Raw genomic sequence first — 24,660 nt, 5'->3', positions numbered from 1 at the left:
ATGCCAAGAGAACTAAAAAACGCTAAAATTACGCATGTTTCCTACGTGGACAAAGCAGCGAACAAGAAGAAATTCTTTTTGATGAAAGCAAAGAAAAAGCGGCCTGACTTTCAAAAGGAGGTCAGTGTCCTGACAAAGGCAGAAGATGCTCATCGCCTCGTGTACGGTGTCGTGTATGAGCCGAATACACCTGATGCACATCAAGACTTTATGACAGCCAAGGAAATTGAAAGAGCGGCACACGGCTTTATGAAGGATGCCCGTCATATTGACAAGCAGCATGATTTTCAGGATGGTGTTGGCGAAGTGGTTGAATCATATATTGCTCCGACTGATGTTGAAGTGGGCGGGGAGCTGATTCGCAAAGGATCTTGGGTGCTTGTGACAAAGGCTTCCCAAGAGATTTGGGATCAAATTCAAAAAGGCCACATTACAGGTTATTCAATGGCCGGAACGGCGGACATCGTCGCCATAGAAGAACAAGATCAGCTTCTATCTCAAGACACAAATGAGAGAGGTCTTTTTTCTTTGCTGAAAAATTTCTTTTTAAAAGAGGAAGGTGCAAACATGTCACAACCATTTTGGAACGTTTTAGACCATCTGCTGGAAACCTTACAGTCAAGTGATGGTGATGAGGCGGATGTAAGAGCTACCTTAGAACAGCTCATTCCAATCATGCAGGACATTCTGAAGACAGAGGATGTACTTCAAACGATTGGTGAAAGGCCAGCAGACGTACAAAAAGAAGAGGCCGCTTTGACGACGGATCAAGTGCGAGAGCTCGAAAAGGCAAAAAAGGCCATCGAAAACGTCTTGCAGCAGGCTGAAAAGCAGGAAACAGAACAAACAGGGGAAGAACCTGTCCAAAAAGTGCTCGAGCAAGTCGTTGCACCGATTCGTCATCAGCTCTCTTCCTTAGAGAAATCAGCCAGCAGAGAAAAAGCAGCGATGCAGGAAGTGCTTGAGCAGCAGCTTTTGCCTATTTCAGAGCGGATTCACATGCTCGAAAAGGCAAGGGGCATATCAAAACAAACAATCCACGATACACAAAACAACACGACAAAACCCATATGGGATGGCTTACTATAAGCCGAAATAAGGAGGAAACAGTGTGAGAAATCAAGAGTTGATTCGTAAGGCTGAAATGACACTTGCCAGCTTAAAAACCGGCGGTCTCATGAACGCAACCCAATCCAACACATTCATTAGAATGATGCAAAACACACCAACCGTTTTAAATGATGCACGCATCATTCCGATGGAAAGTGATTCACAAAAAATCGAAAAAATCGGCTTTGGCCAGCGTATTTTGCGCCCGGCAGAGGAAGGCAAAGCGCTTGATGCGAAAGACCGTGTTGTCCCAGCGACAAGCACTGTCCAGCTAAATGCAAAAGAGGTCATTGCAGAAATTCATATGACCTACGACAGCATTGAAAACAATATTGAAAAAGACGGAATTCAGCAGACGATTATGCAAATGCTTGCTGAACGAGCGGCAGTTGATATTGAAGAGCTCATCGTCAATGGGGATACGACTTCAGCAGATCCGTTTTTAGCCCAAATGGATGGCGTCAGAAAACAAGCGGTATCTCATATTGTAGATGCAAATGGAGCGGAAATTAGCCGTCAAATGTTTAAACAAGCCTATAAAGCGATGCCGTCAAAATATTTACGTGTACCTCAGGATTTCCGTTTCTACACATCCCCAAGTTTAGAGGTGGAATGGAAGGATCAAGTAGCAAACCGTCAGACAACTCTCGGAGATGCGGTTATTCAAGGCGGACTTTCTTCTGCATTCGGTGTGCCAGTCAAAGGCCTTGCCAATATGCAGCCATATGACGAAGCGGGAACAGACGTATCAGATATTTTGCTGACACACCCTAAAAATATTATCGTAGGTTTTTCTCGTCATATTCGAATTGAAGTAGAAAAAGATATTCGCAGACGTAAATTTATTATTGTCCTAACAGCGAAGCTAGACAGCAAATTTGAGGAAGAGGGTGCTGTAGCAAAAGTGATGAAAGTGAAAGAGTAGGTGACATCAGGCCATGATTATTTCTCCTGAAGAACTGCAAGCCTATTCTGTATTTGAGCGTGTGAAAAATCGATCTGTAGAAAGACTGACAGCAGATATTATCGAAGCAGAAGCTGCGGTATTTCAAATCGTAGGTCATGATTTCTCAAGCGAAAAATATCAGCCCCTCCCTGAAAAAGCAAGAATCGCATTATTAAAAATGGCCCAATATTTTGCCATGCTGAATGATGATGAATCTATGATGAAGGGCTTTACGTCAGAAAAAATGGGTGATTATTCATATGCGAAGGCAGCTGATCAAGTGAAAGGCAAACCTTATGTATATGCCCTGCTTGTCGATTACATTGAACCATCATTTACTGGCGGCAGTACCAAATTAAAGGTGAGATCATTATGAGTTATCAATCTCTCTTAACAGATCGCTGTGATCTTTTTCACCTTGAACATCAGGAGGCTTCCCGAGGAAAATTCGGGATTCCAGCTGATGACTTACAAATGACTCTTTCCTATCCCGATGCGCCTAGCCTGACAGATCTGGCTTGTTATGTCATAGAAAAGAATCAGTCGCTTGTGCAAGAAGAGCCGAATACAGTGATTTATCAGTCCTATCTTGTCCATTTTCCTTTAGCAAGTGATATTCGCCTGCATGACAAAATGGTGTGGAACGGCGTCTCACTTAAGTTGCAGCAGCCCAAAATAGTGAAGAATCATCACATTGAAGTGATGGCAGTCAGGAAGGAAAATCTATGAAAATTGATGGACTTGACCGGCTGCTTTCACAGCTGGAAACAGCGTGTGCCGGCGGCTTAAAAGCAGAATATCAAGATTGGCTAGAGGACATGGGCCTAGAGCTTTTGGACATCATTCAGGATGAGTTAATCAAGGAGAATACTGTCGATACAGGTCGGCTTCTAAGCTCCTTTACGCAAGGAGACAAGGAGAATCATTTTCTCATGTCAAAAGGTGGTCTCACACTTGAAGTGGGAACGAAGCTTGAATATGCCTCCTATGTCAATGACGGACATGCTACTTCTTCAAGTGGAGAGCGAAGATGGGTGCCTGGCAGATGGGCTGGCAGCCGCTTTGAATATGATCCGAATGCAAAGACAGGAATGATGCTTGCCTCTAAATGGGTAGATGGAAATGGCTACTGGGATCATGCTGTCATGCTCTATGAGCAAATGTTTGAACAGTCGCTGGATCGAAAGCTTCAAAGCTGGTTCGATCGACATTTTGGGAGGTGATGAAATGAATCAAGAAGTCGGGGCAATCATGCATTATATTTACACACACTTTCCTGTGACAATGTATGATCGACTTTTGCCAGAGCGTTTTCAAGTGCCATCCGTTTATGTGCCGCCCGTAACAGTCATCAGCGGTCCAGATACGGTATCTACATTTATGAAATCTTATTCGCTGCAAGTGAAAGTGTTTCATATGGATTCAGAAAAAGCACATGGCGCGGCAGAAATAATTGTTGATGCATTGCTTGCTGATCGTCAAATGATTCAGATGATGAGTGAAGATGGAGAGGTGCTTGATGATTATGTCCGCATAAAAAGAGTGGAAACCAGAATGTTAGATCAAGGCGTAGCAGCGATTGTCCTGACGTGGGATAGCAGTTATTGGTACAACCGAGACAAACAAGCGAGCCTTGAAGACATCAACTTTTCAGATGGGGTGATCAAACGTGAGCAAGACTAAAAAAGCAGAGCCTGCTCAAACAGCTGGCGAAGAAAAAGAATTTGGCTTTTCATTTGAAGCCTTAAAGGAGCACAGTAAGGATCTTTTTGGGGTTAAACCAGAAATCCTTGAAGGTGCTCTTTTTTATATCAAACATCAACCAATTACAAAAACAGAAGCGAAAAAGCACATTGATGCTTTTTTGTCCAAGGAGGTTTAAAGGATGAACGGAGGCACATTTACACCAGGTACAGAGAAAAAGCGTCCTGGCATTTACTTTAATTTTAAAACAACAGCAGAGCAGCGAATTACTTTAGGCGATCGAGGTACGGTGGCACTTCCTCTTGTGATGAGCTGGGGAGAACCAAAAACCTTTATTTCCGTTTCCAATATGGAAGACTTAAATAAAAAGGTTGGACTCAACATTGATGACAAGTCTCTTCTTCTTTTCCGTGAAGCAAAGAAAAAAGCGCAAACGGTCTTGCTTTACCGCCTAAACGAAGGGGTACAAGCCAAAGCGGAAATCGCAGAAAAATTTGTGGTCACAGCCAATTATGGCGGTCAAAAAGGAAATGAGATCACTATCCAAGTGGCAGAAAATGTACTCGACAGCACAAAACGTGACGTCATCACTTATCTTGGAACAGATATTGTCGATAAGCAGGTTGTCACGGATGTCAAAGATCTTGTAGAAAACAAATATGTTCAATTTTCTGGTGAAGGTGAAGCAGTTATCACGGCTGGTGTGGCACTAAGCGGCGGAAAAAACGGTGTGGCAAGTGTCGCAGATTATACAGCTTTCCTAGAAGCAGCTGAAACGGAATACTTTGATGTCATTGCTCTCCCAGTCGATAAAAGTGAGCAATTAAAAGCGACATTCGCTTCCTTTATCGAGCGTTTACGTGATAAGCAAGGACGTAAGGTGCAAGGCGTTGTGGCGAACTATGCAGCTGACCAAGAAGGCATCATTAATGTGACAAGTGGTGTTGTGCTGGAAGATGGAACAGAACTAACACCTGCTCAAACAACAGCTTGGGTCGCAGGGGCAAGTGCAGGTGCAAACTTCAATCAGTCACTCACCTTTGTTGAATACGAAGGAGCAGTAGATACATTAGAACGCCTTGATAATGATCAAGTAGAATACCGATTATCACAAGGGGAGTTCATCTTCACTTTTGATGCGAGAGACCGCACGGTGAGTGTTGAAAAAGATATTAACTCTTTAACAAGCTTCACAGCTGAAAAGAATCAGCAAATGGCGAAAAACAAAATCATTCGTGTGCTTGATGCCATCAACAATGATTTAACGTTCGAATTAAAAAATCTGATTAAATTACGCAAAGCCAATGGCAATGACATTCCAGCATCTGATGATGGAGTGCAGCTTGTGAAAACACTGATTACACAGTATCTCACACAGCTTCAAGATGGCAGCGGCATTACAGGCTTTAACTCAGAAACAGATATCGTCATCGGTCTCAATGAAGATCGTGATGGATTTATTATCGATCTAGCTGTTCAACCAGTAGATGCAGCAGAAAAATTCTATTTCAACGTGGAGGTGAAGTAAGATGGCTTTTAAAGCGCAAAATACAATTTCAGGTAAAGAGGGTCGTCTTTTCTTAGAAGGTGAGGAGCTTGCCTTTATCAAAACGTTTGAAGCAAACGTGGAGAAAAACAAATCAGAAGTCAACGTGATGGGCCGAAGAATGACTGGTCATAAAACAACTGGGGCAAACGGAACAGGAACGGCAACATTCTATAAAGTCACTTCACGTTTCGTACAACTCATGCTCAACTATGTGAAAAAAGGGGAAGATCCTTATTTCACTCTTCAAGCGGTGATTGATGATAAATCATCAGGCAGAGGCACAGAGCGTGTGACGTTATTCGATGTCAACTTTGATTCGGCTAAAATTGCTGGATTGGACGTCGATTCAGAGGCACTTGAAGAAGAAGTTCCGTTTACGTTCGAGGACTTTGATCTTCCTGAAAAGCTGAAGAATTCCTTTTAATGAACAAAAGGCATACAAATGACGAAAATATATGTTATTTTTATTTTATTCAACGATATGGTATAATTTTTCATAGTTACAGAGTAGCTACAAAAGTGTTACTGTGTAACCCCAAAAAGTTTTTTAGAAATATGTTTACATGCAAAGTACTTTGCATAAAATAAAAAGAAGCCAGGATGCGTCAACATCCCGGCAATGTACAATTTGGCCCTCAAGGGGCTGGCTTATCAATTAGATAGTTTTTAAGGATAGACTTTCCCTTCAACCGTCCAAAGCTCAAGGGGAGTCTATTTTTTGTCTATATACGTCAACAAAGTAAAGATAAACATCCCGAATAAAAGCATTAGGGAAATCGCTTCAAATGTTGACATTGGCATCACCCCCTTCCTATCGGGGATGAGCCAGACACCCTTGAGCAAGCCGTTCAATTGTACAATTTAGATTATACATGAAAAGATTGGAAAGCACATTCAAAAAATGGATGTGCTTTTTTGCATTCAAAAAAACATAACAAAGGGAGTTTTTATACATGAGCGAAAAACAAACATTTGATCTTTCATTTTTTATGCCAGGAAAAACAGTAGAAGCGGAAGAGGTCAAAGTACCAATTTCTAAGCGTTTTGTTGATAAAAAAGGGAATGTCATCCCTTTTGTCTTTAAAGCCATTACAACTGAACGCATTGATGAACTGGAAAAAGAAAATACGACCTTCAAGAATGTCAAAGGCAGAGGCCGCGTGAAGGACTTAGACAGCCAGCGTTTCTACGCACGAATTGCCATTGAATCGACTATTTATCCAGATTTCCGCTCGAAGGAATTAAGAGAAGCCTACAGCACACAAGATCCAGTTGAAGTCGCAAAACGTGTATTATCTGTCGGCGGTGAATACGCAAACTGGTTAAACAAAGCGATTGAAATCAACGGATTCGAAGACGAAATTGAAGATTTAGAAGACGCAGCAAAAAACTAATAAAAGATGGGGATAAGGAAGCCGTGTTTTTATATTACGCCATGCACGAGCTTCACTATTCCCCATCTGAACTCCTAGATTTATACGAATCACCAAGACCATTCAAAGCACTCCTATTTGGACTCATCAGCTACAAACTCGACATGCTAGAAAAAGAAGCAAAGAAAGGAGGGAAATAATTGGCGAAACTCACTGCACGATTTGAATTAGAAGACAAAGTATCGAAGAAGCTGCTGCGCATACAAAAACGATTTCAAACATTTGAGAAGCAGCTCAAACCATTTAGAAAACCGGTGAAAATAAACCTGGATATAGATGACAAGAAATTAAGAAACTTTAGTTTATCGCTTCGGAAAATGTCAGTGATTTCCATGAGACTGGATCAAGAAATCTATAGTGATCTTAAAGCATTAAACAATCAGTTAAATATGTTCCCGAATCAATTGGTCATATCCATTCAAGCGAAGGGATTAGATGTCATTAAATCGAGCATAAATCGTTTAAAGCAAGCGGGAACAAGCCCCATTATGCTGACGTTTAAACTAAACGATCAATTGTCAGGTAAAATGTCATCAATCAAAAAATCTATCTTTCAGCTCATGAACAGAACGTACTATATGAGATTAAACATGGTTGACCAAGCCACCGCTGCAATTCAACGAATCAAAAAGACGCTCAAAAGCTTGACGATGTCTAAACATGAAATCAGAGTGTCTGTTCAAGACAATGCAAAGAGTAAGTTGAAAAAACGAGATCAAGCAGAGTCGGTTGTGAAAGAACAAAACATAAAAAAAGAACCTGAGGCTGTTAGTCCGTCAGTGAAAACAGAAGATCCTAAACAGAGCTGGCTCCAGAACCTTGCCAATAAGGGATTAAGTGAAATTCAAAAATATGCAGGTGACGTTGCAGATAAAGTGAAGGAAAAATTGAGTCCTAGAAAGTTTTGGGATGAAAAAGCACTTCCTTGGGTTGAAAATAAAATAGAAGAGTACAAGCAAGATGTGATCGGAAGAATTAAAGAGAAAATTAAATTTAATCCTGAAAAAAAACTAGATCAATTGGTGACTAATGTATTAGATCGGTTCTTAGGTGCAAGTGATCAATCAAGTGAAAGTACCACTCAGGCACCAACAACAGCACCAACAACAGCACCAACAACAGCACCAACATCAACACCATCAAATCCAGCTCCCAAAACGAAACCTCAGTCGCGAGGTGGAAAAGGCTTGTTTCGCAATAGTTGTTGCCCCTGCTGTGCAAGAGGTTTAAGCAGGGGAGGATCTACTAAAACTAAAAATCGAAATGGTCGCTCACCAAGACAGACAAGAAATCCAAATGCTACTTCAAGGGCCGAAATGAATAGAAGACCTCCAAGTAGATTAGGGAAACTGAAAACAAATGCAGGTAAATTATTTGGAAAAATCCCTACTGGACTAAAGAAAGGTGCGGGTATCGCAGCTTCAGCTGGCGGACTTACGGGTTTAGTGAAAGGTAGCAAGGGGTTAAGTGGATTAGGGAATGCAATGAAAAGTATAGGTAAAGGGAGCGGAAAATTATTAAAGAAAGTACCTATTCTAGGAAGTGTACTTAGTGCAACAAATCTAATTGGTATGAACAAAGAGAATGCTGGTGAAAAGATTGGTACGACTGGAGGCGGCATCGCCGGTGGAATGGCAGGTGCTGCAGCAGGTGCAGCTATTGGAAGCGTAGTCCCAGGGATAGGTACAGCCATCGGCGGTCTAGTAGGCGGCATCGCTGGAAGTATGGGCGGAGAATCTATCGGTGAAACAATTGGAAAATGGTTTGATGGCGGCGGATTTGAAAAGATTGGCCAAAAAGCCATTGAAATCAAAAATCAAATTGTCGAAGTTTGGTCAACAGTCGCGGCTTGGTTCACAGAAAATGTATGGACGCCACTAAGTGATACAGTCGTTACAGTAGCAACGACCATCTGGACAAATCTAGTCAATGCCTGGACATGGATTCAAGAAACATTTAGTGCAGTTGCAGGCTGGTTTATCGAAAACGTATGGACGCCACTAAGTGATACAGTCGTTACAGTAGCAACGACCATCTGGACAAATCTAGTCAATGCCTGGACATGGATTCAAGAAACATTTAGTGCAGTTGCAAGCTGGTTTATCGAAAACGTATGGACACCGCTCAGCGACACAGTCGTTACGGTAGCAACAACCATCTGGACAAGTCTAGTCAATGCCTGGACATGGATACAAGAAACGTTCAGTGCAGTTGCAGGTTGGTTTATTGAAAACGTTTGGACACCACTGAGCAGTACAGTTGTTACAGTCGCTACAGGGATTTGGACAGCATTATCAAATGCATGGAAAAAGATACAATCAATCTTTGGAGCTGTATCGTCATGGTTTATGGAAAATGTGTGGAATCCACTTGTAGATACCGTAGGAACCATTAAAGACAGTTTCGGGAAAAAGTTCGAAGAAGCGTATAAAGTGGTGACAGATATATGGGATGGATTATCCAAATGGTTTGAGGACAACATTCAAAAGCCGATTGTAAAAGTAGCAGAAGCTATTGGTGATGGGTTTTCTAAAGCGTTTGGGTGGGTCAAAGATTTGTTTAATAAGGCTGGCGGTGGGGTTGATTTTGTATTGAAACATGTCTTTGGAGACCCTGATAAAAAAGCCACAGGCGGCTATATCACCCAGCCAACCTTATCATGGGTCGGTGAAGCAGGTAACGAATTTGTCATTCCAACTCAAAATAACCGAGGGCGCGGGAAGATGCTGCTTGCTCAGGCTGCTTCTCATCTTGGGATGTCTGTTATGCCAAGCGGAGCAGCTGGACATCAAGTATCAAGCTCTCCAGCTCCTACAGCAGTAGCTTCATCATCTTCTGTCGGTTCAATAGACGGATCGGTCTCGATGACTGGGAACATTCAAGCCTCCAGCATAGGCGAGCAATTTAATAAGGATTTTGAACAAGGATTAAATCAAAAAATGATTACACTTGATCAATGGAAACAAAAGAATATTCAGCTGCCTTTTGGTCAATTGACCTCAGACTCAAATAAGTACGGTCAGCAAACAGTTGCTGCTTTTGCGAATGGTCAGCAGATGACACCAACAGGAACAGATAGCTTTTTGCAAAGTCGTGTAAAAGCACCATACCAACAAGTGATGACAGCATCGCCAACTTGGGGTTCTGGAACGGTTAGTGGTTTTGCCACAGGTCAAAATGCCACATCAGTTGGTACTAGCCAATACGTAGATCAGCACATCAAACAACCATTTCTACAAGCAAAACAAGAATCACCAGGCTGGGGCTCAGGAATGATGGATGCCTTTAACAGTGGCATGCGTTCAAAAGCAAGTGAAGTCACACAAGCCGCCAAAGAAATGGCGAAGAAAGTAGAGCAGGCGTTTAGAGAGGAATTAGATATTCATTCCCCTTCACGCGTCATGATGAGTCTTGGGAAATTCGCATCGATCGGTGTCGTCAAAGGACTCGACTCAGTTGATGTGAAAAAGTTTGCTGAAAATCAGGCTGGTTCATTAATCGGTGCCTTCAGCGGTATGAGGGCTTCAGGTCTTAGTGTTCAGCAATGGCTCATGGCAGCTCTCATGGCAACTGGCACATCGATGAACTGGCTTCCAGGACTTATGACCATTGCGCAGCATGAATCGAATGGAAATCCGAGAGCAATCAACTTATGGGATTCTAACGCCAAGAAGGGAACGCCTTCTAAAGGCTTAATGCAAACCATTGGAACGACGTTTAACTCTAATAAAGGCAAGGGCATGAATGACATTTGGAACCCAATTCATAATGCCGTAGCAGCCATTAACTACATTAAGGGCAGATATGGAACAGTCTTCAATACACCGGGATTACGAAGTATGAGAAGAGGCGGGCCTTATAAAGGCTACGCAAATGGTGGACTGATTACTCAGGAGCAGGTTGCTAGAGTTGGTGAAGGAAACAAACGCGAATGGATCATTCCTGAAGAAAGAGGCATACGCGGAAGGTATTTATTAACCCAGGCAGCCAAGGCACTTGGAATGCAAGTATATGATCCAGCAAATGCGTCTGCTCCTTTACCAGAATCACAAATGCAGCAAGTCACCTCAGCTCAGTCTTCTAGTCGTACAGCATCGTCAAGTAATAAGCAAATCACCATTCAATTCAATGGGGACCAGCATTTCCATAATGGACAAGATCAGCAATCGCTTGTCGAAAAAATTAGACAAATGCTCGTAGATGAACTGGAAGTAGAGCTTCATACAGGAACGAAGGGGGTCGTGATTGATGGGTAAATCAGTGTATCAATTGTGGATTTCCCAAGGAAAGGACAAGTTGCGATTCCCTGTCCTTCCATCCGAACTTGAAATCACAAATAACGTACAAAATGAAACGGTAAAGGTTGCCTCTTTTGGAGAACTGACCTTTATTGATGTCCCATCGGCTAAGCAAGTATCATTCACTTCATTATTTCCTAAGAAATATTCGCCAATTGCTGAATATAAAAGCATTCCATCACCGGAGAATGCGATAGCGAAAATAGAACGAATGATGCGTTCAAAGAAGTCTGTGCGGCTGATTGTAACGGGGACAAAAATCAACATGACGTGCAGCATTGAAAGCTTCACCCATAAAGAAGGATCGTATGATATTGGCGATCGTGAATTTACGATCGAGTTAAAGGAATACAAAACCGCATCGCCTAGGAAAATTAAACGAAAGAAAAAAGCAAAACAAACGAAAAAGAAAAGGCCTTCAAAAACACCGCCAAAAATGTACACCGTCAAAAAAGGGGATACGCTATGGGCCATTTCAGGCAGGTTTTATGGCGACAGTACAAAATGGCGGCGTATTTGGAATGCCAATAAATTAGCGATGATTAAACGTAGCAAACGCAATATTAAGCAGCCGGGGCATTGGATTTTCCCTGGACAAAGGTTAAAAATACCACAATAGGGGGGCTGGCATTGATCGAGCTTTTTGCCATCAGAAGCGGCACCATGTATGAGCTTGTCACAGAGAGTGTGACACTTCAGGGGCAAAGGTATCAAGCCCCTCGCTCTATTCAAGCAAATATTATCACAAAGCAAGGGAGTCAAACATATTACCGTGTCTCAGAAGGGGACACGGTTCTTTTTAAATGGAAAGGAAAAGAGCTGTTCAGAGGCATTGTGTTTTCTAGGACGCCTGCTGAAGGGAAACTGACCTTTACCGCATACGACATGCTTCAATATTTGGTGAAAAACCAAGATGTCTATGTTTTTTCAAAACAAAGAGCAGATCAAATCTTGAGACGGATTGGAGCTGACTTTCAAATTCCCATGACCTCCATCGCCAATACAGGTCATGTCATAAAATCACTAGTGTTTAAAAACGATACGAGCCTATATGACATGATTCTGAAAGCATTAAAAGAGACAAAGCGGCAAACCGGCAGAAACTATCAAATCTATTCTGCTAAAGGAAAGATGGGGCTGAGAGCTTGGCCAGATCCAGAGGACGTATGGGTCATTGAATCAGGTGTCAATCTCATTGGCTATCAGTACAGCACCTCGATTGAAGAAACAGCCACTCGTGTCAAGCTGCGCACGTCTGCGGATGAACAGGGGAAAAATAAGAAAAAAGGTAGCAAATCAGAGATTGTAGTGGTCGAACAGGATAAAGCAGGTCAGAGTAAATACGGTATTTTACAGCATGTTGAGACGGTTACAGGGCAAATCAACCAGCCGCAGCTGCAAAAAAGAGCCAAAGTACGGCTGGCAGAGAAAAAAGGCGTGAAACAAGAAGTCAAAAGCATCCAAGCGCTAGGCATTCCTGAACTGCAAAGCGGGCTTCCAATCTATTTGAAAATCCCTGAAATCAACGTAAAAAAAACGTACTGGATCGATCAGGACAAACATGAATTCAGTGGGGTGAAACACACCATGACAATTGATGTCGTTGAGAAAAATTCCATTCCAAAGGGTGATCAAGCGTGAGGTTAAGTGAAGCGATTAAACGATTAGCAGTGAATGCTGTAGACGCCGCCTCTCCAATTGATCTGGTGATTGGAGAAGTCACGGCAGTTTCTCCTGTAAGCATCCGGTTAAATGAAAACCATAAGCTAATCATCCCGGAAGAATTACTGATTTGGCCAAAGCGCCTAAATAAGGGTGAGGATGATGAACTGAAAAGGGGAGACAGCATTATGGTGCTGGCAATGGCAGGAGGGCAATCCTTCTACATCATCGACAAATTGTAAGGGAGGTGATGAACGTGGCACTTTCACCAGAGGAAGAAATTGAGGAAACAGAAGAAGACGAAGAGGTGGAAACCTCGACGACGTATCGAATAGATGTTGAAACTGGCAGATTGACAGGTGAAACCATTTCAGGCATTGAAGCAATTCGTCAATTCGTTTATATGACACTTAGGACAGAGCGGTATGCACATCCTATTTACAGCCACGACATTGGCACTGAAATTCAGGAGCTCTTGACGGATACAGAAGCCACGGATGAATACAAAGAAATGGAGATTCCGAGGCTGCTAGAGGAAGCATTGATTGTGGACGAACGGATTGATCATATTGAAGAGATAGAGGTCACAAAGGAAAATGACTCGTTTCATGTCAAGCTAGCTATTGTCACAGATGAAGGCACATTAGAAATAGAGGAGGTGATGGAGAGCGATGTTTGAGGAACAAACGTATGAAGCATTAATGGAAAGAATGCTAGACAGACTGCCAGATGATATAGATAAAAGAGAAAACAGCGTCATTTGGAATGCCTTGGCACCTGCTGCCGCTGAACTGGCCCAGTCCTATATTTGGCTTGATCAAGTATTCGAGCTGGTCTTTGCAGATACAGCACAAGGAGAGTTTCTAGATCGACGGGCCGCTGAAGTAGGAATTGAAAGAAAACCAGCGACTAAAGCGGTTTGGTCCGCAGCTATTCAGCCGGAGGATATCAACATCCCAGCTGGCTCACGGTTTTTTATTGAAGACGTCTATTTCCAATATTCGAACGATGGCACGCTAGAATGCGAGACACCTGGCAGGATCGGCAATGGTCAATTAACAGATCAGCCGCTACTATCTCTTGATACAATCCCGGGGCTTGAATCAATTATCATGAAAGATTTGGTAATACCCGGACAAGAGGAAGAAGATGACGCTTCGTTATATGATCGCTACTTAATACGTGCTAGGCGAGAGGCTGTCAGTGCCAACAAGGCGCATTATAAAAAATGGGCTGAGGAAGTGACAGGGGTTGGCAGAGCGAAGGTATTCCCGCTTTGGAATGGAGAAGGAACAGTCAAGATTGTCATCACAGACGGCAATCTAGATGTTGCATCAGATCTGCTTGTTAAAAGAGTACAGGAATATATCGACCCAGTACCAGGCGAAGGAGAAGGACAAGCGCCTATTGGTTCAAAAGCGACCGTCGAAAGCGCCAAATGGCTGGACATTGACATAGAAGTAGCCGTCGAACTTCAAATGGACTGGACCCTTGAAGGAGCGCAGAAAGAAATAGAAGAAAAGGTCAAAGCGCTGTTGAAATCAATTGCATTTGAAAAGAGTACCATTCGAATGTCCGCATTAAATGACATTCTGTACCATTCAGAAAGTGTATCAGATTATGCAAACGTGTTATTGAATGGGGAGTCAAAAAACTTAGTATTACAGGACATTGAGATACCGCGTCTGAGGCAGGTGAAGGTTATTGAGCAAACAGGATGAAATGAAAAACTACTTGCCGCCATATTTTACAGAGATTTATGAAGTTGATCACCTGCTCAAAACAGAAGCGCCAGAGTTTGAGCAATTGGATGAATCCATTTTCGATTTAACGGATCAGCTCTTCCCTTTGACAGCGACATGGGGATTGAATAGATGGGAAAGAATGCTGAAGGTGCAGCGAGAATCAGATGATTCCATTGAACTTCGCAGAGCACGCTTACTCAATATGATGTCAAACATTCCACCGATCACGTATCTTTCTTTAGAGAAATCGGTGAATCGCTTTCTCAAAAATCCAAGTGCCATCATCCGTCTGACCACCAATCGCTACCATTTCGCCTTACGTGTGAATCTAGATGATCTGCAAAACACTAGATATATTGTAGAAATACTTGAAACGTTAAAGCCAGCTCATTTGGCTTATACGTTCACTGCATTTCATCATACCGATGTACATGAAATAAATGATCATCACGGGAGGCTCACACTGCGAAGCAGAGTGGGTTTTTTCGATCATATCCCGATTTTACTCAATGGTGAATTTGTATTAAATGGGTCGTTTTATTTGAGCGGAACTCGAGGGACAACCGATGTACCTGCTCGTTTTCGGCATTCGTTGAAGATGAGAATGCCGCTTCAGCATAAGTCAGAGAACACATACCGAATGAATTATGTCATGACTGGAGCGGTACATGAAACGAAGCAAGGAGCGGCATTGACTTTACGCACTAAAAATCAGCTCCAGCATCAAACCAAGAAGAAGATGACGTTCCGTATGCCAGTACATGTTCAAACTGAGCAGGGTGGAAGCTTACTGATCAAGGATCATTACTGGATTCTAGATGGATCTATTCCGCTCGACGGATCAAAAATGCTAGCAGCTACTTCTCAAAAAATAGAACTATAAGGAGGATCACAATGGCTGATCAATTAACCGTAACAACATTATATGCACGTCAACAAATGGCAAAGGCAAGAGCCGAAGGAACAAAACTCACAAAAGTCGTCAAAATGGCATTTGGAAATGGTGGGACGAAGGATGGGAAACCGATCTCACTAGACGGCACTGAACAAAAACTCAAAAAAGAACTCGTCCAAAAAGAGATTGATTCATTTACCTTCATGGAACCAGCAAAAATCCGCTACATCTGCACGATTGCCGAAGGAGAACTTGCAGGAGAAGTCATCAACGAACTAGCACTTGTCGACGAAGCCGGCAAATTCACCGCCATCCGCACTATGACAGACAAACAAAAAGACGGCGACATCGAATTTGTTTTTGAGATTGATGATATTTATTAATGGAGGGGAATGAAATGGACATCAAATCACCTTTACCGTTTGAAACCTCTGACAAAGCACATGCCAGCTTATTTAACCGGATGGTCGACACTCTAGTAGAGAATGACAATGCGCTCAGGCTACAAATAGAAGGAATCACAAATGAAAGCTTATTTAAACTAACAGGCGATCAAGCCATTCAAGATGCATCAGTCAGCGGTGAGGAATATCCTAATGGCATTACGTTCATGGATATTGGACAAGCGAATGATACCGGATATCCTACGAGATTTGGCTTTGTGAAAAATGAAAAATATAGTAACTTTCGATTTGTTCAATATTACTATGGGACTGGAAACGAAGCGGGCAGTTATTTTGATAGCACAGGTACGTGGTGCCGTCATTGGTGGACTGGATCTGGTTGGACCGACTGGCATAAGCTCTCTGGATTCTGTCATGCCAATATAGGTACAACTGGAAAACAGTTATTAACCAAAGGTGAGTATCAAAAAATCCTTTTTAATCGAAAGATAAAAGACAGTCATAACAATTTTGATATCAAAAATAATCGCTTCATCTGCCCTGAAAACGGAATGTATTCAGTGAATGCAGGTGTTTATATTGAAACCTTTCAACGATACGCAAACTTTGAATTATCGATCTATTTAAATGGAAAAAGGTATAAAAATATTGCACATCAAAGACAGAGCCCGACCAGCCCATCTGATACGTTGAGCTTTAGTATGGGACTTTATGGTGCTGCGAATGTACCGGCTAATAAAGGGGATTATTTAGAAATTTACATGTATGCAGGATATGACGGAGATGTTAGTCGTTATGTATCTGAAAATTCAGGCTGGTACAACTATTTTGATATTACAGAAGTAGGCGGCAGAAATTTCCTGAGAGGATAGGAGGATTCTATGATTTTATATGAAGCCATTAAGTATAAATACCCCGATGCGGATCCGCAAAAGGACTTTGAACTTAGAAATGATGGAGACGGTTCTTACATTAACGAGTGGCATCTAGATGTGCCAAAGCCAACGGCAAAAGAATTGAAAGAATGGTGGGACGAATCTCAAATCAATCCAAGGTATCAACCGCCTCTTCCGCTAGATTATCTAGCACAAGAAGTAGCCAAAGAAAAGCTCATGAGAAAACAGCTTGAACATCAATGTGATCATCTAACAAACGAAATAAAAGCGCTAAAAAATGAGATCCTTTTATATAAAGGAGAGCGTGAATCATGAATTATTGGGTGATGGCGTTGTATTTTAAATGGGTGACTCCTGAATTGGTCAAGCAAGCGGTGGAACTAGGCGATTGTTCAATGGAAGATTTAAAAACAGGATATGAGCAAAGGATGCTCACTCTAGAGCAGCTACAAGAAATGGAACCAAGCATCAAAGCAAGGGAGTGAAAACTGAATGGAAATAAAACAACCAAAACCTTTTGAAGTAAATGATAAAGCACATGCTGATTTGTTTAATGACATGGTCAAAGTACTTCTTGAAAATGATCATGGATTAATAGAGCAGTTCTTAAAACATACAAATGATGCGAGAGTACATGCATCTGAAACAGAAAAGAAGAAATGGAATAATTCACAGAACTATAAGATCACAGCAGATAGTGGAAGACAGCTGATTAATGTATCTGCTGATGGCAGAATATTTGATGCGATAAAAGATAAAGGAACATGTACTTTTTATGCAGCTGCTGGTGTGGAGGATTCTCCGGCCTCATCGAATATGTCAATTAGAGGGCTGCAGACAGTAGGTCAAGAAAATATTGGCTCTGGTTTTGCGATGGATAGTTCAGGTAATGCTTATTTTTTCTATTACGAAGCCGGACATACGTCGATTAAATGGACAAAGCTGCCTACAGAAAGCGATAGAAAAAGATGGGATAACGGTCAATTAGTAAAAATCACACAAGATGATGGAAAGCCCTTTTATCATGGATTTGCTAGTGAAACAGACTACAATACCCTTACGGAGACAGGGATGTATCTTATATATAATACTGGAGTGAATGGTCCATCGCCTTCCCATGATCGAGTGTTTTTGTTGGTCATGAGTTATGGCAGTACATTAGTACAAATAGCATATGAATCTGTTTATGGGAAGAACACATACTTTAGAGTTCTTAGACACAAAGCACAATCATGGACACCATGGGAGAAGCAAATCACGCTATCAGATCTATTAGAAGGTTCATGGGAAACACCTAAAGAGATTAATGGCAATTGGAAGGAATATGACCCTATTAATTTGCCAGTGAAATATCGAAAGAATCTCTTGGGGGAAGTTGAGATGGTAGGTGCTATAAAAGGTGGGATTTTAGGAAATAACCCTGTGTTTATTTTGCCTGAAGGATATCGGCCACAGCAGGCGATCCATTTTGTAGGTATCGCTTCGAGTATAGGGACACCTGGAGTACCTCAATTCCATCGAACCTTAATAGATAAGAATGGGAATGTATGTGTGCAATCATCTTCAAATAATGCTAATCCAACTGAGTTTATTACATTTGGTTTTAAGTTCAGTACAAGATAATTCCATAAACAATGTGAAAGGAGAATCACATGGAGATAAAGACACCACGTACTTTCAAAACAAGTGATAAAGCCCATGCAGATCTGTTTAATGACATGGTAAAGGTTATTATTGAAAATGATGCTGAACTATTAAATCATATCAATCAACACGAAAATGATGTAACATCTCATGCATCTAAAACAGAAAAGCAGAAATGGAATCAATCTCAGCTATATAAAATGACGAATGATAACGGATCCCAGTTGATCAATATCCCATCTGGCAGCAGTATTTATAACGGGATAAAATCGTTAGGTGCCTGCTCATTTTATGCTCCAGGCGGTTCTGGGGTAGTTGATTCTCCTGCTATAGGTAATGCTGCATTAAGAGGCTTTCAGCTTGTTGGTCAAAATAATATTGGTGTAGGAATGGCGATTGACACATCAGGCAATGCATTTTGTTTTTCCTATCATGTGAATGACCTTGCGATCAATTGGCTGCAAATACCTAGTCAAAATGAAAAAAACAAATGGGACGCAGGACAACTATCTAAAATTACCGCTGACGATGGAAGAGCATACGAAAGAATTAATGCAAACGATCCTAGTATTTTGGATAAACTCATCAAATTACCAGGCGTGCATTCTTGGTATATCCACGAAGCACATCCTGATTTGCCGACAAGAAGTTCTATGAGAGCCTTATCAGTCTTTAGTGAAAATACCTATGGCTGGATTATTGGGGCAAATAATACAGGTGATGTGTACATCAATCGTTCCACGACAGATGTTTCGGGTACTCAGCAAGAATGGAGCGGATGGAAGAGGTTGAACGAGCATCCGTTATTGAAGGCGAATGGAAATAGAATGCTTATCCCTACTGGTACAGATATATTAACGCTGCCATCTGGCTTTTATTATGTCTCTGGAACGAACGCAGTGAATATGCCATCAACGACCGATGCTTCTTGGTTTAATGTAGATATTATAGAAACGGGAAATAACCGCAAAACATTTCATGTGAGTCGAAGCTATGATAATAGTCATTGGTACGGAACGACTCATACAGATGGGGGGTTCAGAGGCTGGAAACAGCTAATGACAAATACTGAGTTTGAAAATGTCACGTGGCAGAGTGTGACCTTAGACAAAAGTTCATCTATAGGGGATAGACCAGTTGAATATGTAAAATGGGGAAATTTATTATTGCTAAGAGGCCACCTAAAAGCAAATAGAGAAATCATCTGTGGATGGATTCCAGCCGCGGGTTTATCAGAGAAAGGTCTTGTAGTGTCAGTGCCTGTATCAGGTACAACGGGTCATAGTAAATTACTTATATATAAGACAGGAGAGCTAAAGCTAACTGGTTTACTGGCAGCGAATGAAAGTGCCGTAACTGGCTACTATTTAGACACGGTCGTCCCATTAAATTAAGGAAGTGATAAAAATGATACTAGCTTATGAATACAATCATCAAAATGAATTGGTCAGACCTATCGAAGTGTTCGAAAGAGATGATGAAGGCAATTATGTCATTCCAGATCAATGCACAACAATTGCACCACCCAATCATCCTTCTTTTTATAAAGCTGCATTTGATGTGGAAAAACAACACTGGTATGAATCAGCGACACAGGAGTATATAGATAGCCTAAAGCCAGCCCCTCTCCCGCCAAGTGATATAGAACTTTTAAAGAAACAAAATGCTTTGTTATCAAAACAATTAACGCAGTTATTGGCTATGCAGAAAGGGGGAAATTCAGAATGATGTTTCCAACTGTAGCAGATATCAAACAATTCTGGGACTGGCAATGTTACGGACCAGAGGACATTGCATTTTATGTAAGCATTGGCTGGATCTCGGCAGATGACTATCAAGACATAACAGGAGAAAAATACGAAGCCTAATGGCTTTATTTTTTTGCTGTTCTCTTTAGCTGGATTCTATCTTAATCTCATTGAAACAACTTATGCAATGGTAGAAAGGTGAGAATACATTGGATCTAAAAATTCCTCGTTCTTTTGAAACGAGTGATAAAGCTCATGCTGATCTATTCAACGATATGCTGAAAACATTGCTTCATAACGACACTGGTATATCAGAACAATTGACGAATCATATTGATGATTCGAGACAACACTCTTCAGAAGTAGAAAAAAAGAAATGGAATGAGTCGCAGCTGTATAAAATTACAGGTGACAATGGAGTCCATCTTTTAAATATTCCTGTCAACTCAAAAATCTTTGACTCAATTAAAGACAAAGGGACTTGTACATTTTATGCGCCCAGTGGAATAGAGGATAGCCCTTCACAATTTGCAATGCGAGGGATGCAGACGGTGGGACAAAATAATATTGGAACAGGTTTTGCGATAGATACATCAGGTAATGCATATTACTTCCACTATAATGCTAGCCATATATCTATCAATTGGACACAGCTTCCGACAGCAGCTGAAAAAGATAAATGGAACAATGGACAGCTGTATAAATTAACCCAAAACAATGGTAAGCCTATTTATAAAGGGGTAAGTGAGACCACCGACTATAACGAAATGACAGAAACAGGAATGTACCTCATTTATAATGCCGGTCTTAATGGTCCAAAAGAGATCAGACGGGCATTTATGATAGTGATAAGTTATGGGAATACCCTATTATAAACTATATATGATGCAGTCAACGGTCTTAATTCTTTTTATAGAATTAGGAAGACTGATTTTACATGGACTGAATGGGAAAGGCAGCTCACAACGACAGATTTAAAAGTAATTCAAGCATTTCCTATTACTGATATCAATGGGCAAGGTAAGTTTTACATTAGTAATGCAGACGATTTCCATGAAGTATTACAAAAGTATCAAGGTTTAGTTCATTTTGTATCTGCAAATGCACCGACCAATGGACCTGGTACTGCGTTAAGAGGGATTTGGACTTGTAATAGCACAGGTACGTATGGGCAGGCAATAGGCTTTGACAACTTAAACCGAACGTGGCGTAAGACAATGGCGAATGGCGTGTGGTCAAAATGGGAACGTTTGTTAACCAGTGCAGAGCAAATAGAATGGAAGTTTCCGACAACAATAATAAACGGATGGAAACAATATGGCACTCAAAAAGTGCAATTTTATAAGAATCCATTTGGAGAGGTAGAGTTAATTGGTTCTATTACAGGGGGTACTATCGGTTTTGCAGTACCTGTTTTTACATTGCCTAGTGGTTATCGTCCTATACAGGATATGCATTTTATAGGGGTAGCATCTAGTATCGGCACTGGTTCAACACCACAAACACACAGAACACATATTGATACTAAAGGTAATGTGTATATACAAAGCGTCTCCAATTCAACAAACCCAAATGAATTTATCACGTTCGGCTTTAAATTCATGGCGGCTCAGGAGGGATGAAAGTGAAATGGATATATAAATACGATGAAAAATTCAATTACCTTCCAGGAGAAGAAATAGAAATTGAAGAGCACGAAGACATCCCAAAAGGATATACAGATGTAAGACCTCAAGATGGTTTGTACAAAGGTAAATACAATGAAGAGAAAAGGGCATGGTATGAGTCGGCAACACAAGAATACATCGATAGTTTGCAGGCAAAGCCGCTGCCGCCATCAGCTATTGATTTATTAAAACAGCAAAATGCTGATCTGCTTCAGCAACTGGCAGAGTCAGAAAAGAGAGCAGAAAATCAATCGAAAAATATATCAGAACTTATCATGCTGCTGACGGAAAAGGAGGTAATTTAATTGGATTGGTTCCGTAGTATTTCATTGTTCTATCAATGGAAATGTTATGAAAATGAGGACGTAGCAAAATTTGTTCGTTTCGAGAAGATTACGCCGAAACAATACAAAGAAATAACAAACGAAGAATATCCAACTAACGCTGAATAGGCGTTTTTATTTTGCCTTCTTTCAGGGTGTGCAAAGTGAGGGAGTAGGTGAGTGTAGTGGAAATGGATTTGACACAATATTTAATGACACAAGGGCCGTTTGCGGTGTTGTTCTGTTGGGTGCTGTTTTATGTATTAAACACAACAAAGGAAAGAGAAAACAAGCTCAATGAACAAATCGAGGCGCAAAATGATGTGTTAGCAAAGTTTAGTGAGAAGTATGATGTTGTGATCGACAAACTCGACAAAATTGAACGGAATTTAAAATAGGAGGAGAAATCATGAAAACATTCGACAAAGGCACTGTGATTCGCACAGTGCTTCTTTTTATTGCGCTCATCAATCAAACACTTGTCATGTTTGGACAGACGGTGCTACCGATTAGTGAGGAGCAAGTACAAACCGCTGGTGAGGCACTATATGTAGCAGGTTCCACCATTTTTACGATGGTGACAGCCATTATCGCTTGGTTTAAAAACAATTATGTGACCTACAAAGGTCAATTACAAAAAGATACCCTGAAACAAAGAGGGCTAACAAAATAATCGTTGAAGGAGAAACAATATGGTCAATATCATTCAAGCCTACATTCCAAAACACAACCGCAACAGACCAGGAAATACGATGAAGCCGCTCTATATTACGGTGCATAATACCTCTAACACGGCAAAAGGTGCAAATGCGGGGAGTCACGCTGCGTTTGTTGCCCGTTCAAGTACCGGAGTCAGCTGGCATTACACTGTCGACGATCAGGTGATTTATCAGCATTTACCGTTAAACGAGAACGGCTGGCATGCAGGAGACGGCAGAGGCAATGGCAATATGAAATCAATCGGAATTGAAATTTGCGAAAATACAGACGGCAACTTTGAACAAGCAGTCGAAAATGCCCAATGGCTCATTCGAAAGCTAATGGGCGATTTGGGAATTCCTTTATCAAATGTAGTGCCTCATAAACATTGGAGCGGGAAAGAATGTCCAAGGAAATTGCTCGGACGGTGGGATCAATTTAAAGCTGGAATAGCCACAGCTCGTACCGGCAGCAAAAGCACAAGAAAGCCAGTTCGAACAGAGAGCTTGAGTCACAAAGCACCAGTTACCAAACAGAAATCGTCAAATCTGCCATCTGGCATCTTAAAAATAACCAAGCCCTTAACAAAAGGATCACAAGTCATAGCCGTGCAAAAAGCCTTATCCTCACTCTATTTCTACCCGGACAAAGGGGCAAAAAACAACGGAGTTGATGGCTATTATGGACCAAAAACAGCGAATGCGGTCAAGCGGTTCCAGCTCATGAATGGTCTAGCGGCAGACGGGATTTACGGTCCGAAGACGAAGAACAAAATGGAACAATTGCTAAAAAAGTAATCATTCATAAAGGGCTATCAGCAGGTGAATGGAATTTCCCTTGCTGATAGCTAGCAAAAAATGACATCATTTGTGATATAATCGACCGAATCACTATCATGAGGGGAGAGTAAAATGAAAAAGGAACTGTTCCAAGTCATCATGCTGTCAGTGCTGCTCATCTATTTCTTTTATCACGGAATGACGAGTGATTATCCTGTGTCTTACACAATCATTCTCATCACGGCTTATGTCTCTGTGATCGCGTACCGCATCATAAAGATATTAGGCTCAAGAAAAAACAAAGAACAAACAGAGCTGTAAGAAATAAATACATAAAAAAACCATCCTTGATTTCTCAAGAATGGTTTTTCGTATGGAGCATAGCGGGATCGAACCGCTGACCTCTACGCTGCCAGCGTAGCGCTCTCCCAGCTGAGCTAATGCCCCGATGTGTTACGACATAATTTATTATAATCAATCCTCCTGTAAAATTCAAGCTTTAAAACGCACACACATCGTCTATTTATCTTTCAGTTCAATCGGGATATAGTCAAAGATTTCCCCTGAATGAACAGAGTCTGCTAAGCGTCTCAGCCAGTCATAGTAGGCTTTTGAGCTTTCAAGCTGCTCTATGAGCTGCTGCGCCTCCTCTCTTATATGTTCCTCCAGCTGATCATCACGAGCCACCTCTTGAAGCCGGACTTGCGCTTCTTCTATCGCCGCTAAATTGACCTCGACCTCTCGTTCCCACTTTTGTGGAAAGAAGTTCATGAAAAACTTAAAAAAGTCTTTTTCAGCAACAAAGCTATGTTTTCTTCGTCCTCGGTGAAAGGTCTTTTTGACAATATTCATGTCTTGCAGTTTTTTCACACCCGTACTCATACTTGGCTTGCTCATTTGTAGCTCTTCACGCATTTCATCCAGCGTCATTTCCTCATTTAAATACATGGTCCCATAAAGAATACCAGCACTTCGTGTAATTCCATAGAGATCCATCGTTTCAGCTATGGAATCAATGACTAGATCTTTAGCAGCTAAAATACGCTCTTCTGCTTGCAGCTGTTCCTGCTTTTTCATCTTGTCCCTGCTTTCTATTAAGAGAATTCAATACGTTCAAAAAAATCTTTATGGACTATATGTTAACGAAAGAATGCAAAA

The 24,660-nt window shown here is 41.4% G+C and carries 36 protein-coding genes and 1 tRNA gene; 34 read left to right on the top strand and 3 right to left on the bottom strand.

The genetic code is table 11. The features are described 5' to 3' along the window. Genes MHB79_RS14315 through MHB79_RS14275 form a run of 9 tightly spaced genes read left to right on the top strand, consistent with a single transcriptional unit; the run spans position 1 to position 5,733 of the window. Positions 1-1,089 carry an XkdF-like putative serine protease domain-containing protein gene (locus tag MHB79_RS14315; protein WP_212045469.1) on the top strand — a complete coding sequence of 363 codons (1,089 nt, stop codon included), beginning with the start codon at positions 1-3 and terminating at the stop codon, positions 1,087-1,089. A gap of 22 nt (positions 1,090-1,111) precedes the next feature. Next, positions 1,112-2,035, top strand: coding sequence for a phage major capsid protein (locus MHB79_RS14310; RefSeq protein WP_340990029.1), 924 nt, complete (start codon positions 1,112-1,114; stop codon positions 2,033-2,035). A 13-nt stretch (positions 2,036-2,048) separates the two neighbouring features. Next, complete coding sequence (gene yqbG / locus MHB79_RS14305) at positions 2,049-2,432, top strand: protein YqbG (protein ID WP_050944009.1); 384 nt, start codon at positions 2,049-2,051, stop codon at positions 2,430-2,432. Next, positions 2,429-2,785: a YqbH/XkdH family protein gene (locus tag MHB79_RS14300; protein ID WP_058013843.1), complete on the top strand. Its 357-nt coding sequence runs from the start codon at positions 2,429-2,431 to the stop codon at positions 2,783-2,785. The genes yqbG and MHB79_RS14300 overlap by 4 nt, the downstream gene beginning before the upstream one ends. Further along, a complete protein-coding gene (locus tag MHB79_RS14295; RefSeq protein ID WP_340990027.1) occupies positions 2,782-3,279 on the top strand; it encodes an HK97 gp10 family phage protein in 498 nt (165 codons plus the stop codon). Before MHB79_RS14300 ends, MHB79_RS14295 begins: the two co-directional genes overlap by 4 nt. Positions 3,280-3,283: 4 nt before the next feature. Beyond that, positions 3,284-3,739: a phage portal protein gene (locus MHB79_RS14290; RefSeq protein WP_284907273.1), complete on the top strand. Its 456-nt coding sequence runs from the start codon at positions 3,284-3,286 to the stop codon at positions 3,737-3,739. Next, positions 3,726-3,938, top strand: a complete 213-nt coding sequence (locus MHB79_RS14285) for a hypothetical protein (RefSeq protein WP_003212736.1) — start codon at positions 3,726-3,728, stop codon at positions 3,936-3,938. The genes MHB79_RS14290 and MHB79_RS14285 overlap by 14 nt, the downstream gene beginning before the upstream one ends. A 3-nt stretch (positions 3,939-3,941) precedes the next feature. Next, the gene (locus tag MHB79_RS14280) at positions 3,942-5,288 is read left to right on the top strand and encodes a phage tail sheath family protein (protein ID WP_212045467.1); all 1,347 of its coding nucleotides are present in this window, start codon (positions 3,942-3,944) and stop codon (positions 5,286-5,288) included. A 1-nt stretch (position 5,289) separates the two neighbouring features. Then, positions 5,290-5,733 (top strand): phage tail tube protein, encoded by a 444-nt coding sequence (locus MHB79_RS14275; protein ID WP_003213309.1) that lies wholly within the window; start codon positions 5,290-5,292, stop codon positions 5,731-5,733. Between the two features lie 287 nt (positions 5,734-6,020). On the opposite strand, the gene MHB79_RS19045 is transcribed toward MHB79_RS14275, so the two are convergent. Then, complete coding sequence (locus MHB79_RS19045; protein ID WP_350223447.1) at positions 6,021-6,077, bottom strand: putative holin-like toxin; 57 nt, start codon at positions 6,075-6,077, stop codon at positions 6,021-6,023. Positions 6,078-6,262: 185 nt separating this feature from the next. Here MHB79_RS19045 and MHB79_RS14270 point away from each other — a divergent pair, with 185 nt between their 5' ends. The 25 genes from MHB79_RS14270 to MHB79_RS14150 all read left to right on the top strand — a co-directional run bounded on the left by MHB79_RS14270 (position 6,263) and on the right by MHB79_RS14150 (position 23,823). Next, positions 6,263-6,703 (top strand): phage tail assembly chaperone, encoded by a 441-nt coding sequence (locus MHB79_RS14270; protein ID WP_050944005.1) that lies wholly within the window; start codon positions 6,263-6,265, stop codon positions 6,701-6,703. Positions 6,704-6,744: 41 nt separating this feature from the next. Next, on the top strand, positions 6,745-6,882 hold the full coding sequence (locus tag MHB79_RS14265; protein ID WP_088002055.1) for a hypothetical protein: 138 nt from the start codon (positions 6,745-6,747) through the stop codon (positions 6,880-6,882). Next, positions 6,883-10,998 carry a transglycosylase SLT domain-containing protein gene (locus MHB79_RS14260; protein ID WP_340990024.1) on the top strand — a complete coding sequence of 1,372 codons (4,116 nt, stop codon included), beginning with the start codon at positions 6,883-6,885 and terminating at the stop codon, positions 10,996-10,998. After that, positions 10,991-11,659, top strand: a complete 669-nt coding sequence (locus MHB79_RS14255) for a LysM peptidoglycan-binding domain-containing protein (protein WP_003213616.1) — start codon at positions 10,991-10,993, stop codon at positions 11,657-11,659. The genes MHB79_RS14260 and MHB79_RS14255 overlap by 8 nt, the downstream gene beginning before the upstream one ends. Before the next feature lie 11 nt (positions 11,660-11,670). Beyond that, the gene (locus tag MHB79_RS14250; protein ID WP_253622290.1) at positions 11,671-12,681 is read left to right on the top strand and encodes an XkdQ/YqbQ family protein; all 1,011 of its coding nucleotides are present in this window, start codon (positions 11,671-11,673) and stop codon (positions 12,679-12,681) included. Continuing rightward, positions 12,678-12,944 carry a DUF2577 family protein gene (locus tag MHB79_RS14245; protein WP_106029232.1) on the top strand — a complete coding sequence of 89 codons (267 nt, stop codon included), beginning with the start codon at positions 12,678-12,680 and terminating at the stop codon, positions 12,942-12,944. Before MHB79_RS14250 ends, MHB79_RS14245 begins: the two co-directional genes overlap by 4 nt. Positions 12,945-12,958: 14 nt before the next feature. After that, entirely contained in the window at positions 12,959-13,381 is a 423-nt protein-coding gene (locus tag MHB79_RS14240) for a DUF2634 domain-containing protein (RefSeq protein WP_012011034.1), read from the top strand. Then, complete coding sequence (locus MHB79_RS14235; protein WP_050944003.1) at positions 13,374-14,423, top strand: baseplate J/gp47 family protein; 1,050 nt, start codon at positions 13,374-13,376, stop codon at positions 14,421-14,423. The genes MHB79_RS14240 and MHB79_RS14235 overlap by 8 nt, the downstream gene beginning before the upstream one ends. Continuing rightward, positions 14,407-15,330, top strand: a complete 924-nt coding sequence (locus MHB79_RS14230; RefSeq protein WP_340990022.1) for a YmfQ family protein — start codon at positions 14,407-14,409, stop codon at positions 15,328-15,330. Before MHB79_RS14235 ends, MHB79_RS14230 begins: the two co-directional genes overlap by 17 nt. 11 nt (positions 15,331-15,341) lie before the next feature. Continuing rightward, complete coding sequence (locus tag MHB79_RS14225) at positions 15,342-15,725, top strand: phage tail-collar fiber domain-containing protein (RefSeq protein ID WP_340990019.1); 384 nt, start codon at positions 15,342-15,344, stop codon at positions 15,723-15,725. A gap of 14 nt (positions 15,726-15,739) precedes the next feature. Then, positions 15,740-16,618, top strand: a complete 879-nt coding sequence (locus MHB79_RS14220) for a hypothetical protein (RefSeq protein ID WP_050944001.1) — start codon at positions 15,740-15,742, stop codon at positions 16,616-16,618. 9 nt (positions 16,619-16,627) lie between these two features. Continuing rightward, positions 16,628-16,957, top strand: coding sequence for an XkdW family protein (locus MHB79_RS14215; protein WP_003213655.1), 330 nt, complete (start codon positions 16,628-16,630; stop codon positions 16,955-16,957). After that, positions 16,954-17,127 (top strand): hypothetical protein, encoded by a 174-nt coding sequence (locus MHB79_RS14210; RefSeq protein ID WP_003212881.1) that lies wholly within the window; start codon positions 16,954-16,956, stop codon positions 17,125-17,127. Before MHB79_RS14215 ends, MHB79_RS14210 begins: the two co-directional genes overlap by 4 nt. A 7-nt stretch (positions 17,128-17,134) precedes the next feature. After that, positions 17,135-18,265 (top strand): pyocin knob domain-containing protein, encoded by a 1,131-nt coding sequence (locus tag MHB79_RS14205; RefSeq protein ID WP_339205967.1) that lies wholly within the window; start codon positions 17,135-17,137, stop codon positions 18,263-18,265. 29 nt (positions 18,266-18,294) lie between these two features. After that, positions 18,295-19,680 carry a hypothetical protein gene (locus MHB79_RS14200; protein ID WP_050943998.1) on the top strand — a complete coding sequence of 462 codons (1,386 nt, stop codon included), beginning with the start codon at positions 18,295-18,297 and terminating at the stop codon, positions 19,678-19,680. Between the two features lie 13 nt (positions 19,681-19,693). Continuing rightward, positions 19,694-20,014 (top strand): hypothetical protein, encoded by a 321-nt coding sequence (locus tag MHB79_RS14195; protein WP_044140756.1) that lies wholly within the window; start codon positions 19,694-19,696, stop codon positions 20,012-20,014. Beyond that, positions 20,011-20,154: an XkdX family protein gene (locus tag MHB79_RS14190; protein ID WP_170965974.1), complete on the top strand. Its 144-nt coding sequence runs from the start codon at positions 20,011-20,013 to the stop codon at positions 20,152-20,154. The genes MHB79_RS14195 and MHB79_RS14190 overlap by 4 nt, the downstream gene beginning before the upstream one ends. A gap of 89 nt (positions 20,155-20,243) precedes the next feature. After that, on the top strand, positions 20,244-20,909 hold the full coding sequence (locus MHB79_RS14185) for a hypothetical protein (RefSeq protein WP_340990017.1): 666 nt from the start codon (positions 20,244-20,246) through the stop codon (positions 20,907-20,909). A gap of 342 nt (positions 20,910-21,251) precedes the next feature. After that, positions 21,252-21,656: a hypothetical protein gene (locus MHB79_RS14180; protein WP_340990015.1), complete on the top strand. Its 405-nt coding sequence runs from the start codon at positions 21,252-21,254 to the stop codon at positions 21,654-21,656. A 2-nt stretch (positions 21,657-21,658) separates the two neighbouring features. After that, a complete protein-coding gene (locus MHB79_RS14175; protein ID WP_340990013.1) occupies positions 21,659-22,006 on the top strand; it encodes a hypothetical protein in 348 nt (115 codons plus the stop codon). Continuing rightward, positions 22,007-22,153: an XkdX family protein gene (locus MHB79_RS14170; protein ID WP_081311384.1), complete on the top strand. Its 147-nt coding sequence runs from the start codon at positions 22,007-22,009 to the stop codon at positions 22,151-22,153. Positions 22,154-22,209: 56 nt separating this feature from the next. Continuing rightward, positions 22,210-22,422 carry a BhlA/UviB family holin-like peptide gene (locus MHB79_RS14165; RefSeq protein WP_008344062.1) on the top strand — a complete coding sequence of 71 codons (213 nt, stop codon included), beginning with the start codon at positions 22,210-22,212 and terminating at the stop codon, positions 22,420-22,422. An 11-nt stretch (positions 22,423-22,433) separates the two neighbouring features. Then, positions 22,434-22,697 carry a phage holin gene (locus MHB79_RS14160; protein ID WP_003212734.1) on the top strand — a complete coding sequence of 88 codons (264 nt, stop codon included), beginning with the start codon at positions 22,434-22,436 and terminating at the stop codon, positions 22,695-22,697. Positions 22,698-22,716: 19 nt separating this feature from the next. Beyond that, entirely contained in the window at positions 22,717-23,520 is an 804-nt protein-coding gene (locus tag MHB79_RS14155; protein WP_106032268.1) for a peptidoglycan recognition protein family protein, read from the top strand. Positions 23,521-23,634: 114 nt separating this feature from the next. Next, positions 23,635-23,823 carry a hypothetical protein gene (locus tag MHB79_RS14150; RefSeq protein WP_106029225.1) on the top strand — a complete coding sequence of 63 codons (189 nt, stop codon included), beginning with the start codon at positions 23,635-23,637 and terminating at the stop codon, positions 23,821-23,823. Positions 23,824-23,876: 53 nt separating this feature from the next. Here MHB79_RS14150 and MHB79_RS14145 read toward each other — a convergent pair. Further along, positions 23,877-23,949, bottom strand: a tRNA-Ala gene (locus MHB79_RS14145). A 72-nt stretch (positions 23,950-24,021) separates the two neighbouring features. Then, positions 24,022-24,579, bottom strand: coding sequence for a choline uptake/conversion transcriptional regulator CudC (cudC, locus tag MHB79_RS14140; protein ID WP_253622296.1), 558 nt, complete (start codon positions 24,577-24,579; stop codon positions 24,022-24,024). Positions 24,580-24,660: the final 81 nt, after the last annotated feature.

Source organism: Bacillus sp. FSL M7-0558 (assembly GCF_038003245.1).
Lineage (GTDB): Bacteria > Bacillota > Bacilli > Bacillales > Bacillaceae > Bacillus > Bacillus pumilus.
The sequence above is the reverse complement of the archived record's forward strand: the minus strand, read 5'-3'. Positions and strand labels throughout refer to the sequence as shown.